Raw genomic sequence first — 13169 nt, forward strand, 5'->3', positions numbered from 1 at the left:
TCGCCGGCAGGCACCCTGCCGATGCTCAGGCGGTCAGCAGCGGGTCGCCGGTGTTGACCGGCTGCCCGTCGACGTACGTTCCCAGCACGCCAACCGTGCAAAGCTGCTCGGGAGCCAGCGAGAGCGGATCTTCCGCGAAGACTGTCAGGTCCGCAGGTGCGCCGAGCACGAGCCGTCCGCCAACAGAACCCGTGCTGGCGTGCACGTTCACGGTGTATCCTTCCAGAGCCTCGCGTGCGCTGAGCTTGTGACGGGGCTGGGCCGAATCGCTATCCGGGACCTCGGTACGCCGGCGGGTCTGGGCATCGGCCAGGATCAGGCGCGGGTCGTACGGGGCGATGGGCCAGTCGGAACCCAGAGCCAGGACCATGCCTGCGTCCTGCACATCGCGCAGGCGGAAGGCGAACGACGCGCGGTGGCCGCCCAGCCGGCGGGACCAGGCGTCCGAACCGTCGGCGCGCACGAAGTGCGTGCAGTGGGTCGGCTGCATGCTCACCGTGGCGCCGCTGGACTTGAGCGCGGTGAAGTCTTCGTCGTTCATTTCCTCCAGGTGCTCGATCCGGTGCAGGACGCCATTCCCAGGCAGCTCGCTGATGGCCTTGATGACGAAGCCGATGCCCTGGTCGCCGATGGCGTGGGTCGTGGTGGTGATCCCTGCTTCGGCCAGCGTCCGCAGGTTGTCGACGTACCGCTGGGGCTCAAGGTACAGGGACTCGGTGGACTCGCCCTCGGTGTCCGGTTCGTAGAGCCAGGCGGTGCCGTTGTCGACGGTACCGTCGATCATCAGCTTCACGCCCCGCACCTGCCAGCGCCTGCCGTGCTGTCCTTGCAGCTCGATCAGATGCCGCAGTTGCTCGGGAGCGTCGCTGGCCATGATCCAGGGAGCGACTCGCAATTTGATCGGCAGTTCCGTGCGTTCTTCGAGCCTGCGCAGGATCTCCAGCGAGTCGGGATCCGCCAGATCCAGCATTTCACCGCCGGTCAGGCCGCTGGCGGCCATGCCGCGCAACAGGCGTTCCAGTCCGTCGACCTTGTCCTCGATGGTCAGTGGAGGCAGAGCCTCTTCCACCAGGGCCATGGCGGAGAATTCGCGGATGAAACCCGTAGGCCGACCCTCGGAATCCACCACGATGCTGGAGGCATCGTCAAACGTCTCCGTGCCGGTGATGCCGGCTGCTGCCAGCATGGGCTGCGAAGCCAGAGCCGAGTGCGCATCAAAACAAGTGACGTAGCTGGCCCGTCCGGGAGCTGCCTCGTCGAGCAGCCCGCCGTGGGGTTCGGCTTCGCCGAAGACCGCTACGTTCAGGCCGTAGCCGAGCACCGGTGCATCTCCGGACTGTGCCTCGGCATGGCGGGCGAAAATCTCGCGTGCGTCGTCCAGATCCTTCGCATCGCCCAGGAATACTCCGCGGGCGACCGACTGGCCGAAGATCGGATGAATGTGCGCATCGACGAGACCTGGGGTGATGGTTGCCGTCCCGTGATCGATCAACTTGGTGTCCGGTCCCGACCACTCAGTTGCCTCGGAGCGGGAGCCGAGGTGCGTCACTACTCCCGCAGTGATGCCCATGGCGGTGTACTGCTTTTCGCCGTCCAGGCTGTGAATGGTGTCCGCGAAGATCACGGTTTGGGGCGTCTGCGTCAACTCGACTCCTAAATGAATGGTGTTAATTATCGTTGAGTCTAACCACTGGGTCCTTTGCTGTCCATGATTGGATAGGAAATAACCAAGGGAGTTAGTGCATGTCTTCTACGCCGCATCGTGTTGCCGGACGCCCGGCCAAGCCGATCCTCACTCAGCAACGCATCGTCGAGGCCGCCTTCTCGCTGCTCGATGAGGGTGGGGCCGAAGACTTCTCAATGGGTAAGCTCGCCCGTTCGCTGGGCGTGCGAACACCGGCGCTTTATAACCACGTGGACAACCGGCAGCACCTGATCAACCTCATGCGTCGCGACATGATTCGCTCCATTGACCAGAGCCTGATCGCGGTGCTCCCGTGGCCAGAAGCGCTGTTCCATTTCGGCCAGCTGTTCCGGGACGCCTTGCTGCGGGTTCCTGCGGCCGTCGAGCTGATAGTAGCCACGCCGATCACGGAAGAATCCGAATCGGGTCTCATCTATGAGGAGCTGGGTGGCATTCTTCGCCGCGCCGGAGTGGCCGTTCCTCGGATCCTCATGATCATGATTGCCTTTGAATCCCTTGTGGTTGGCGCAGCTCTGGACATCGTAGCTCCCGGAGCCCATGTTGCAGTGGTGCCCGAGGGGAATTCTGCAGCCCGCGAGACCCGCCATGTGGAAGTCCTGGAGCTGGGTGGGAAATTTGCGCGACAAGCGCGCTCGACAGTCAGCGAGCAATCGTTCGACTTCGGGCTGCGCGCCATCATCGCAGCCGTTGAGCGAGAAGTGGGACAGCGAGATCACGGCGGCATGTAACGCCAATGTTGCGTGTAAATTAACAGTATAAATTTTCTTTCACGGGCGCACACTCGGTGTTCAGCCGGCCGGTTCTAGCGTCGGCGATCCTCTGTTTCGCCTAGTCGAATGCCCTTTATCCCTGAATTGAGCGCCACATTCACTATGCTGGACGGGCTTTCCGAGACCCCTTGCGCTGCTGATGGTGCCAGTCTCGCCCTTGCGCCAAGTGACTCCAGTCACTACCTTTAGTGAACGTTCTTCATTTAAATCTGGCCCTTGGCTTCCAGCCCCTGCACTTCTAGCAGGTGCATTATGCCGGGTAGCGGACGGAAAGGTGCCCATTATGTCGAAATCTCTACTCAAGCCACCGGGTGGCGCAGTGCTTGCCACCGACCAGATGAACCGGGTTCTAGGCCTGCCCAATCTGGTGCTCTTCGGCATGGTCTACATGGTTCCGTTGACTATTTTCAGCACCTACGGCATCGTCACCGAAATTACCGGCGGGCGATTGCCGCTGGCGTACCTGATTACCATGGTGGCGATGATCTTCACCGCGCGCTCCTATGGTCTGATGTCGCGGGCCTTCCCAGTCGGCGGGTCGGCATATGTGTACACGCAGCGATCCTTCGGCCCGAATATAGGGTTCATGGCCGGCTGGGCCCTGCTGCTGGACTACCTCTTCCTGCCGATGATCAATTACCTGCTGCTCGGGATCTACATGCATGAGTTCTTCCCGGCCGTCCCGCCGTGGGCGTTCATGCTGGCTGGAATGGTAGTGGTGACGGTGCTGAACGTCGTTGGAATTGTCTCCGTGGCGCGGACGAACATCGTTATCATCGGCTTCCAGTTTCTCTTCATCATCCTGTTCGTCATTTTTTCGGTTGCCTACCTCAAGGAGCAGGCCTCCGTGGATCTCTGGGCGCCGTTCCGGGGGAACGGAGAGCTCGGCGGCTTCGCGCCACTGGCTGCGGGAGCAGCGATCTTGTGCCTGTCGTTCCTCGGGTTTGACTCCATCACGACCTTCGCCGAAGAAGCACACAACCCGAAACGGGACATGCCGCGGGCAATTCTACTGACCACATTGATCTGCGGACTCATGTTCGTGGGCCTGGCTTACCTGTCTCACTTGGTATACCCCGGCCACGAATTCGAAAATGCTGACTCCGCATCGATCCAGGTGATTTTCGCGGCGGGCGGAGACTTCCTGACCATCTTCTTCACGGCAGGATTCATCTGCGGCGCACTCGGATCCGCCCTGATTTCGCAGGCTTCGGTGGCGCGTATTCTCTACAGCATGGGCCGGGATGGAGTTCTCCCGCGCAAGGTGTTCGGCTATCTGCACCCACGATTCAAGACACCGACCTTCGTGATCCTGATCGTCTCGCTCATTTCGCTCACGTCCTTGTTCGCCAGCCTGGAAATGGTGTCGGCGATGATCAGCTTCGGCGCTTTGGTTGCATTCTCCGCAGTCAACCTTGCCGTGATCAAGTACTACTTCCTAGCACACCGTCAGCGAGGTCTGGCTTCGACCGTGAACTACCTTTTGCTGCCGCTGGTCGGCCTGTGCCTGACCATCTGGCTCTGGACCAGCCTGAGCCCGCTGTCTCTCCAGATCGGCTTGGCATGGATTGTATTGGGTCTTGCCTACCTCGGCTACGTCACCGGCGGATTCAAGCGCAAGGCACCAATGCTGGATCTATCCGAGTAGCGGGAGAGCATCGCCTGCCCGGGTAAGGCCATACCCGTGATCCATGCAGCTCTCTTCTGGGGAGGGCATCTGGCTATCGCTGGTGCCCGCTCCGTCGTGTTATCCAAGGGTTCCCGGCGCGCGAGACTAGAGGTCGACGGCGTTGGCCAGCACCGGAAGCTTCCTGCGGGCCTCATCGACCAGGTTCAGGTCAAGGTCCACGATGAGCAGCTCGGGCTCGCGCCCGGCCTGCGCGATGACGCGGCCCAGCGGGTCGACGGCCATCGAGTAGCCCACGCCCAGCGGCGCGGCGCCCTTCAGCGGGCGGCCGACGCTTTCGGGATCCGCCTGGTCCACCGCGATCACGAAAGTGGTGGTGTCCAGCGCGCGGGCCTGGGCCAGCGCCTTCCACTGCTCGGCCTTGCCTTCTCCGCCGCCCCAGGAGGCTGAGACGATGTTGATCTGCGCGCCGGCGCGGGCGTTGCGCACGAACAGCTGCGGGAAGCGCAGGTCGTAGCAGATCGCCAGGCCGATCGTGGCGTCCTCCAGCTCGAACTGCACCGGGGTGTCGCCCGGGGTGACGGCATCCGACTCCAGATAGCCGAAGGCGTCGTAGAGGTGGATCTTGTCGTAATGGGTGTCCACGCCGGGGCCGACCACCAGCAGGGTGTTGCGCACCCGGCCGCCCTCGCCCGGGGTGAACATGCCGGCGGCGATCGCGATGTTGTGGTCGCGCGCCTGCTGGCGCAGCAGCCCGGCCCAGCGGGCGTTGACGGGCTCGGCCAACTTTTCCACGGGGTTGCCGAACGCGACCTGCATGGCTTCGGGGAAAACGATCAGCGCCGCGCCCGCCTCGGCGGCCTGCTTGGCATGGTCGCGGATGATCGCCAGATTGCGCTGGGGATCGCCGGTGCTCAATACCTGTGCCAGCGCGATCTTCATGATGTTCCTGTCCCTTCGCCGTCGGCGCTTGAAGCGCGCCGCATCTACTTCGACTCTACGTAGGCGGGCTGAAAAATGGCAATGCGACCAGTCGCGCGCGCCGGATTCGGACTTATGATGAATGCACGCAGTTCGTACTCGTTGCATGGAGGTGGTACCCGATGTCCGCACGACCGACCGTGGGCGCACCCCTGTCCCGTACGACGGCCCGGCACTCCTAGCCGCGGCCGCTGGTGAGCCCTGAGGACTTCTTCCGAAAGGCACCCGCCATGAACTTTTTCTCCTTTCCGACATCCCGCGCCAGCTCGGCGTACCCCTACCTTTCCCACCTGCCCGAAACCACCGGCGCACGAGCCCTGGTGCTCGGCGGCGGAGGGGCCACGGGGAACGCCTGGCTCATCGGTGTGCTCGCAGGTCTGGCCTCCGAAGGCCTGGACATCAGCACACCGCAGCTGACCGTGGGAACCTCCGCCGGCTCCACCGCGGCCGCCCAGCTGGCCGGCTCCACCCCGGCAGAGCTCTACCAGGCAATCATCGGCAGCCCTGCGCCACCTGCGGCAATCCCGCGTCCTGCGGCCGCACCGGGTGCGGTCCGCGTTCCCGAACAGCTGTCCCGCATCAAGTCAATCAGCGCAGCTTCCTCCGGCCCCGGGGACATGCACCGCAGGATGGGTGCTGCGGCGCTGGATCTGCCCGGTGCCGGAGACAGGGAACTGAGCGTTCGCTGGAGATCCATCGTCCAATCACGCATGGTGGAGACGGACTGGCCGCAGCGGCTGGTCTACCTCACCGCGGTGCAGGCGCAGGGCGGCGAGCCGGTGGTCTTCGACAACTCCAGCGGGGTTCCGCTGGTTGATGCGGTGGCCGCCAGTTGTTCCAGCGGTCCGCCGTATTGGCTCGGGGAACGCGCGTACATTGACGGCGGCTACCGCCGGAATGAGAACGCCGATCTGGCGCAGGGCTACGGCAAGGTGCTGGTGCTTTCACCGCTCGGCGGGCGGAGCCTGCACCCGGAGCGCTGGGGTATGCAGCTGTCGGCGCAGGTGGACCAGCTCCGCGCTTCCGGAAGCCAGGTCCAGGCCATCGTGCCGGATGCCGCCGCCGAAGCCCATCTGGGAGTCAACGCCATGAACCAGGCACTCCGCCCGGCGGCTGCCCGCGAGGGATTTCGCCAAGGCCGGGAACTGGCCGGAGAGCTCCGGGCATTTTGGTGCTGATCCGCCGCGGAACCCTGCACCGAGCAGGTCAACGCAGTAGTTTGGCCTGCTGCAGAAATAGATGTCCGGCTGGCGCTCGCCGGCCGCCCGGGCCGCGAGCGCGTATCCAGCCTTCGAGGCTTTGGGCGGACAGCGCCACTTTCGGCGGCAAGATATTCGGTAGGCGGCGACCGGGATCAGCCTGAAGCTGCCTGCCACAGGTGCATGGAGGCGTAGGAGCGCCAGGGGGACCAACGCTGGGCGTAGTCCTCGAGCAATCGGTGGCTGGCGCTCTTCGAATGCGGCGGCTCCAGAATGCCGAGGCGTGCCGCTCCTGAAACCAATGCGACATCGTTGCGCATCCAGGCATCTGGATCAGCGAGCACGCGCATGGAGAGATAGGCGGCGGTCCACGGCCCGATGCCAGGGGTGCGAAGCAGGTTCTGCCGCAGCAGTTCGGGATCGCTTTCGAACCCGATAGCCAGTTCACCGCTCTCCAACGCACTGGCTGCACCGCGAAGTGCGGAGATCGACCGGCGGGGGAGCCGCAGAACGCGCTGGGGATCCAGCGGGGCTTCTGCTGCCGGTTCGGGCACGGTTTCAATGATCTCCCGGGAGGTGGGAAAGAGCCTGTCCAAACCGTCGAAGCTCGACGTGTAGAGGCCTCCGGCTTGAGTTGCGAGCCTGGAGAGATGAGTGCGAGCTGCCTTGACCGAAATCTGTTGGCCGACAATGGCTCGGATAACCAGCTCATGCGGGTCGATCGCGCCTGGCACCCGGATTCCCGGGGTGCGAAGAACACTCGGAGCCAGTGCGGGGTCTTCCTGCAGCGCTGCATCGATGGCGCTGGAGTCGGCGTCCAGATCCAAGAGGCGTCGTATCCGGGAGATTGCAGCAGTCTGATCGCACAAATCCGCGAGTTCAAGCTCAGCAGTCAGGGACCAGCCTTCGGATCCATGATTGCGTGCGACAAGTCGAACGGCGGCGGGCCCACTTGGGAGTATGAATGATCTTGCATATATCAATTTGTCTTGCTGTGAAAGATCCGCAATCTCGACCCCAGCTATCGCCCTTGCTTCCAAGAACGAAAAAATCCCCCGGGCATCAAAGGGGTGCCGAGTGGGCAGCTCGATGTTGAGAACCGGGGTTTCAGCGCTGTCGGGGCGTTGCTGGCCAAAGGGTGACCCCACACGGGGGAGCGCATGGTTCCTATCAGCAGTCACGTTGCCATCCAAAGAATACGTCGAGAATTCGAAATCACAACGAGCGTAACCATTCGATGCAGAATTCACTGTGGATGCGAAATAGGAAGAAAAACGTGGTGAAAAATTCGAATTAACTGCATCATTGTTGTTCTAGATTCGTCTAGATCTGGTGCCAGTTCCCGTGAGATGCGGGTTCAGATCTCGCCAGACTACTCTGAAAACCCTTCCGAAAGCACTGAACTGAACAAATTTTTTGTTCAGTGGTCGCTGCCTGTGGAATCAACGTGACTGTTCGTTGGGGTGTCGATCCGCGAGCAGAAAACCGCACTGAACAAATTTTTTGATCAGATTCCGTTGCCAGCGGCCCAGCCAATGCCAGTTGCATTGGCGGGAGGGTTTCTGATGCCCGATTCGAAGCTGCCAATCGGTGGGTGTTCGAGCTGGGTCTCATCTGAACAAATTTTTTGATCAATTCGCCGATGGGCCATTGGTAGAAGTCCGGCAAGGATGAACAAATTTTTCGTTCAACTTCGCGCGGCAACCTTAGGCTTTTGGCCGCGGTGAAGGATTGATGTCGATCGAATCCAAGTTCGCGCGGCCACCCAAAGCAAGCGCGGTCATGAGAGCCTGGGCAACTTGTTCGGGGCGGACCCAGTTTTCCGCGTCGTAGGCCTTCTCTTCCCAAGAATGCAGTTGCTCCTGCATCGGTGTGGCAACACGCCCCGGATGGATGGAAGTGACTTTGAGGCCATTCGAAGCTTCTTCGAGCCGGAGGGTGTCAGCAAACGCTTTCATGGCGAATTTGCTGGCGCTGTATGCACCCGACCCTGCAATGGTGCGGTGCCCGAGGCCTGAATTGATCATGAACACATGGCCGTGCGCCCGGCGCAGGGCTGGCAGTAGGGCGCGGGTGAGCTCTACCGGAGCAAGCACATTAACCTGCATGCTTTGCTCCCAGTCATTCTGAGCTGTCTCTTCCATGGTTCCCATGCGAAGTATCCCGGCGCTATGCACCAAGACATCAAGGGAGGAGATCTGCGCAGCGAGCTGATCCATGCCGCCCGGGAACCCGAGGTCGGCGAGCAGTGGCGTGGCGGACGGAAAGCTGGCAGCAACGAGCTGTAAAGCTTCGATATTCCTCCCCGCCAGAAAGAGGTGATGGGTCGGTGCCAACGCTCCGGCGATGGCGTGTCCAATGCCGCCGGTGGCTCCGGTGATCAGGGCGCTGGGTGTCATGCTGTCATCCTTGCTTGATGGGACGGTGCGATAGGGGTGTTCCGGAAGTGAGCGCTACTGCGGGCCATGTGTGGGGGCCGCGATTTCGGTGAGTTCGCCGCTGAACTTTCGCGCTCCATCCCATTGGGCGGCGGCGCCGGCGATCACGACGATGACGACGCCAATAGCCTGGTAAGTCGAAGGGGCTTGGCCGAGAACCAGCAGGCCGATGAGCACGCCAAAAGCCGGTTCGACTGACAGGAGCGTGCCGAAGGACGTATGATTCATGCGCTTCAGCGCCAGCATCTCCAGCCCGAAGGCGATGACCGGCGTAATCAAGGCGATCCCGGCCGCCGCGGGCAGTACCCACCAGACGAGATTGCCGTTGATTACCTGGGGAAGCCCGACCGGAAGGGTGGCCAGCGCGGCGATGGGAATGGTCAGCGACAAGCCGCTGATGCCGGCGAATCGGTCGCCGACGCGCTGGGTGAGGATGTTGTACAAAGCCCAGCATGCGCCTGCGGCCAGAGCCAGTCCGACACCGATGGGGTCGAAGGAACCGGACCAGGGCTCGGTCAACAGGATGATGCCGACCAGTGCTGTGGCGGGCCAGATCAGGGCCCTGCGGTTGCCGCTCATGATGCCGGCAACTGCCAGCGGCCCGAGGAACTCGATGGCTACCGCCGTGCCCAGCGGGATGCGTTCCACTGCTCCCAGGAAGAACACCGTCATGAAGCCGGTGACGGTGCCCAGAATCAGCAGCGAGGGAAGGTCCTTGCGGCGGATGGAACGGATCGCCGGGCGGGAGATGATCCAGAGGAACACAACGCCGAAACAGAGCCGGAGCCATGCGGTGCCCGCCGGGCCGACTTCGCGCAGCACTCCCACGGACAGGGCGTTGGCCAGCTGGATGGAGAGCATGGCGGCGATCGCCATGCTCCATGGAGGAAGGCTGTAGCCGGTATGGCGCGCCGTCATCGTCGACTCCTCAAGCGGTTCCCGGCCGTAGCCCGGATGAAGTTAATTGGCAGGTGCATCGGAGCCCAACTGGCGGTGGGACGTTCCGACCCCCGGCTCGAAGACGGTCAGCGTGAAGCGCAACGGTGCGTTTGAATTGTTCTCGTAGGCGTGGGGCTCGTCGCCCGGGAAGCACAGTGCATCGGATTCTCCGAGCACATGGGTTTCGGCGCCTACCCGCACCGTGAGTTCGCCCTCCAGTACCTGGAGGAGCTCTTCGGTGCCCGTGACGTGCGCGTCGCTGTCATGGCTTTCGCCCGGCTTGAGGGTCCAGTCCCAGAGCTCGATGACATTGGGGGAGCGTGTGCCACCCAGAAGCACGCCGCGGCCGCCGTGTTTGCCGGCCCACAGTACCGCGCCCTCACCCCGGCGGGTGATCTTGACGGCTTTGAGCGGCGGTGGTTCAACCAGCGCAGGCAGGCCGACCCCGAGGGAGTCGCTGAGTCGGAGCAGCGTTCCGACGCTGGGGTTCGCAGCTCCCTGCTCGACATTGACCAGCATGCGCCGGCTGATGCCGGCATGTTCCGCCAGCTGGTCCAAGGTCCACTGAAGGGACAGGCGCTCCTGCCTGACCCGCGCGCCAATGGAATTGGCAAGCCTCTGGGTATTCTCGTCCATGGATGCATAATAGTGCACTTATGGTGCACTGATCCACATTTGCTGCGCGCCCGCTCTCAGGAAGCGCGTCGAAGGTTCCTGAGAGCCTGCAGATTTTACATAGCCAAGCTATGTGATCGAATGTATAGTGTCACTATGTAATAGCTCATTGCCCTTGAGCTCCACGGGTCGGCAAGTGGGCGGTGCCGGGGCAGCCGCCATGAATATTCACGAAGAGCGCAGATCGCGCGCAAGAGAAAGACATCGCATCAGCGGGAAATGAGAACGATCGAATGACGCAAGCCGGAAGCACACGGACGTCGCTGCTGAAGCAGCCGGGCTCGGTCTGGGCCATCGCCTTTGCCTGCATGGTCTCCTTTATGGGCATCGGCCTGGTCGACCCCATCCTCCCGGCCATCAGCCGGGCGCTTGAGGCAAGCCAGTCCCAAACCATGCTGCTGTTCACCAGCTACCTGTTCATCACCGGCATTGCGATGTTCTTCACCAGCTGGGTGTCCGGGCATCTGGGTGTGAAAAAGACCCTGGTCATCGGGCTGGTCCTCATCGTCGCATTCGCTGCGCTGGCCGGCGCCAGCTCCAGCGTCAACGAGATCCTGGGATTCCGCGCGGGATGGGGCTTGGGCAATGCCTTGTTCATCTCCACCGCGCTGGCCGCCATTGTCGGCGCCGCCAGCGGGGGCAGCCGCCAGGCAATCGTCCTCTACGAGGCGGCGCTGGGTGTCGGCATGGCCGTCGGGCCGCTGGTTGGCGGAGTGCTGGGCAACCTGTCGTGGCGCGGCCCGTTCTTCGGCACTGCGGTGCTCATGGGCATCGCCCTCGTGGCGATCCTCGCCTTTCTCAAGCTGCCGTCTGGGGCCCCTGCACCTGCCAAGATCTCCATAGCCGCCAGCTTCAAGGCGCTGCGCAACCCGGCCCTGCTGGCCCTGTCCCTCACGGCGGTGTTCTACAATTTCGGCTTCTTCATCCTGCTTGCCTACACTCCCTTCCCCCTGGAAGCCGCGGCGCATGCTGCCGGGCTGGACTTCGGCGCCACCGAGCTCGGACTCGTGTTCTTCGGCTGGGGGTTGGCGCTGGCGATCACCTCGGTGCTGGTGGCGCCGCCGGCAACCCGCAAATTCGGGCTGCGTCCGGTGCTGTTCGCCATGCTGGGTCTGCTTGCCGCCCTGCTGGGCTCGATGGGGCTCTTCCACGAGCAATTGACGACGCTGGTCATTCTGGTCATCGTTGCCGGCCTGGTGCTTGGCGTCATGAACACCGCGTTGACCGAAGCGGTCATGGAAGCGACCGATCTGCCGCGGAACGTGGCCAGCAGCACCTACTCCGGCGTGCGATTCCTCGGCGGCGCGGTGGCCCCGGCTGTCGCGGGCCCGCTGGCCGCAGCCCTGGGCGCTGCGGCTCCGTACTGCTTGGGCGCCGGCGCGGTGGCGGTGTCCATCCTGGTGCTCGCCCTCGCCGGACGCAGGCTCAGCCACATCGGCGCCGTGCACGAGAGCGCGCAGGAAGTTGCGCAGGACGTGCTGCTCGGTGAGGCCCAGTAGCTTATCTGCGCAAGCCGTAGATTATTTGCCGCCGTGCTTCGTATTCTTGAGCAGCAGATACTTTTTGGACTCAGGAACGAAGCGTGGTCGCCGTGCCGGACAATCATCCCTACGCCCCGGGCAAACTGCGGGTCAAGCGCATGCGCCCGAGGGATCCCTCGGAGATCTTCAGGTCCTCCAGTCCGCTGGAACTGTTCTTCGACCTGATCTTCGCGGTATCCGTCTCGCTGGCATCGGCCCAGCTGGTGGCCGCCGAAACCCACGTCGATATCGCCGGCGGGCTGCGGGCCTACCTGATGGTGTTCTTCGCGGTGTGGTGGGCCTGGATGAATTTCACCTGGTTCGCCAGCGCCTTCGATGCGGATGACTGGCTCTACCGGGTGCTGGCGCTGACCCAGATGGCCGGCGTGGTGATTCTCGCGGTGGGAACCACCCCGGCGATGGCCGACGGGAACTTCCACCTCATCATCGCCGGATATGTGGTGATGCGCCTGGCGCTGGTGGCGCAGTGGATCCGGGCATCGCGCAGCCACCCGGGGCTGCGGAAAACCGCCCTGCGCTATGCGGTGGGCATCGCCGTGGTGCAGGTTTTCTGGGTCTGCTATCCGCTGACTCCCGCCGGATGGGCCATTCCGGTGTTCCTTCTCCTGGTCGCCCTGGAGCTGCTGGTGCCGTTGATCGCCGAGCGGAGCGGCCAGACGCCGTGGCATCCGGAGCACATCGCCGACCGCTACGGATGCTTCACGCTGATCGTGCTGGGCGAATCGGTGCTGGCCTCCACCGTCGCGGCGGCCAACGCGGTCGAGAACGCCAACCAGCTGCTCCAGTTTTCGCTGCTCGGCGTGGGCGGATTCATCCTGGCCGCCGGGCTCTGGTGGGTGTACTTCTCTTCGAACGCCAGCACCTGGCTGCGCACGCGGCGGGCGCCGATGATCTTCGGCTATGGCCACTACTTTGTCTTCGCCGCCGCCGGCGCATTTTCCGCCGGGGTCAAGGTGCTGCTCGACCATGAGGCCGGCAGCTCCGGGCTGAGCTCCGCCGCGGCGGTGGCCACATTAAGCATTCCGGTGTCGGTTTTCCTCCTGGGCGTCTGGGCGCTGATCCTTCGGCTGTGCCTGCGCGGGGCGTATAAGTGGCTCTTCCCCGTGGGCGCGCTGCTGATCGGCGGCGCTCCGCTGCTGGCGCAGCTGACGCCCACCGCCGAATCCGACGTCCAGATTGCGGTGATCTCGGTGCTGGGCGCCGCGGCAGTCATGGTGCTGCTGGTGGTGCTGATCGAGGCCTCCGGGGTCCGCGAGCAGGAGGAGTCCGCCGCGGCCCCAGCGGCCGGGTAGCG

At 63.4% G+C, this 13169-nt stretch carries 11 protein-coding genes; 5 read left to right on the forward strand and 6 right to left on the reverse strand.

The features are described from left to right. Positions 1–25: 25 nt before the first annotated feature. Positions 26–1645: an amidohydrolase gene (locus tag IEY43_RS07485; protein ID WP_188947983.1), complete on the reverse strand. Its 1620-nt coding sequence runs from the start codon at positions 1643–1645 to the stop codon at positions 26–28. A 98-nt stretch (positions 1646–1743) separates the two neighbouring features. On the opposite strand from IEY43_RS07485, the gene IEY43_RS07490 reads away from it, so the two are divergent. After that, positions 1744–2433 carry a TetR/AcrR family transcriptional regulator gene (locus IEY43_RS07490; protein ID WP_188947984.1) on the forward strand — a complete coding sequence of 230 codons (690 nt, stop codon included), beginning with the start codon at positions 1744–1746 and terminating at the stop codon, positions 2431–2433. A gap of 208 nt (positions 2434–2641) precedes the next feature. Further along, complete coding sequence (locus IEY43_RS07495; RefSeq protein ID WP_308425050.1) at positions 2642–4123, forward strand: APC family permease; 1482 nt, start codon at positions 2642–2644, stop codon at positions 4121–4123. A 126-nt stretch (positions 4124–4249) separates the two neighbouring features. Here IEY43_RS07495 and IEY43_RS07500 read toward each other — a convergent pair whose 3' ends face one another. Next, the gene (locus IEY43_RS07500; protein ID WP_188947985.1) at positions 4250–5044 is read right to left on the reverse strand and encodes a carbon-nitrogen hydrolase family protein; all 795 of its coding nucleotides are present in this window, start codon (positions 5042–5044) and stop codon (positions 4250–4252) included. Between the two features lie 269 nt (positions 5045–5313). On the opposite strand from IEY43_RS07500, the gene IEY43_RS07505 reads away from it, so the two are divergent. After that, a complete protein-coding gene (locus tag IEY43_RS07505; protein ID WP_229777313.1) occupies positions 5314–6261 on the forward strand; it encodes a patatin-like phospholipase family protein in 948 nt (315 codons plus the stop codon). Between the two features lie 176 nt (positions 6262–6437). Here IEY43_RS07505 and IEY43_RS07510 read toward each other — a convergent pair whose 3' ends face one another. From IEY43_RS07510 to IEY43_RS07525, 4 genes are all read right to left on the reverse strand, one after another. Further along, complete coding sequence (locus tag IEY43_RS07510; RefSeq protein WP_188947986.1) at positions 6438–7532, reverse strand: DNA-3-methyladenine glycosylase family protein; 1095 nt, start codon at positions 7530–7532, stop codon at positions 6438–6440. Positions 7533–7988: 456 nt separating this feature from the next. Further along, positions 7989–8681 (reverse strand): SDR family oxidoreductase, encoded by a 693-nt coding sequence (locus IEY43_RS07515; protein ID WP_188947987.1) that lies wholly within the window; start codon positions 8679–8681, stop codon positions 7989–7991. 54 nt (positions 8682–8735) lie between these two features. Further along, positions 8736–9638: an EamA family transporter gene (locus IEY43_RS07520; protein WP_229777314.1), complete on the reverse strand. Its 903-nt coding sequence runs from the start codon at positions 9636–9638 to the stop codon at positions 8736–8738. Positions 9639–9680: 42 nt separating this feature from the next. Continuing rightward, positions 9681–10295, reverse strand: coding sequence for a helix-turn-helix domain-containing protein (locus tag IEY43_RS07525; protein WP_188947988.1), 615 nt, complete (start codon positions 10293–10295; stop codon positions 9681–9683). A 272-nt stretch (positions 10296–10567) separates the two neighbouring features. Between IEY43_RS07525 and IEY43_RS07530 the strand changes: the two genes are divergently transcribed. Continuing rightward, positions 10568–11833 (forward strand): MFS transporter, encoded by a 1266-nt coding sequence (locus IEY43_RS07530; RefSeq protein ID WP_188947989.1) that lies wholly within the window; start codon positions 10568–10570, stop codon positions 11831–11833. A gap of 83 nt (positions 11834–11916) precedes the next feature. Further along, positions 11917–13167 (forward strand): low temperature requirement protein A, encoded by a 1251-nt coding sequence (locus IEY43_RS07535; RefSeq protein ID WP_229777315.1) that lies wholly within the window; start codon positions 11917–11919, stop codon positions 13165–13167. The last annotated feature ends 2 nt before the right edge of the window (positions 13168–13169 follow it).

The organism is Glutamicibacter protophormiae (genome assembly GCF_014647495.1).
Lineage (GTDB): Bacteria > Actinomycetota > Actinomycetes > Actinomycetales > Micrococcaceae > Glutamicibacter > Glutamicibacter protophormiae.

Excerpts from the sequence above, each read along its gene's own strand:
- IEY43_RS07490 (WP_188947984.1), top strand. The coding sequence starts at position 1,744 with ATGTCTTCTACGCCGCATCGTGTTGCCGGACGCCCGGCCAAGCCGATC.
- IEY43_RS07500 (WP_188947985.1), bottom strand. The coding sequence starts at position 5,044 with ATGAAGATCGCGCTGGCACAGGTATTGAGCACCGGCGATCCCCAGCGC.
- IEY43_RS07525 (WP_188947988.1), bottom strand. The coding sequence starts at position 10,295 with ATGGACGAGAATACCCAGAGGCTTGCCAATTCCATTGGCGCGCGGGTC.
- IEY43_RS07530 (WP_188947989.1), top strand. The coding sequence starts at position 10,568 with ATGACGCAAGCCGGAAGCACACGGACGTCGCTGCTGAAGCAGCCGGGC.
- IEY43_RS07505 (WP_229777313.1), top strand. The coding sequence starts at position 5,314 with ATGAACTTTTTCTCCTTTCCGACATCCCGCGCCAGCTCGGCGTACCCC.
- IEY43_RS07515 (WP_188947987.1), bottom strand. The coding sequence starts at position 8,681 with ATGACACCCAGCGCCCTGATCACCGGAGCCACCGGCGGCATTGGACAC.
- IEY43_RS07520 (WP_229777314.1), bottom strand. The coding sequence starts at position 9,638 with ATGACGGCGCGCCATACCGGCTACAGCCTTCCTCCATGGAGCATGGCG.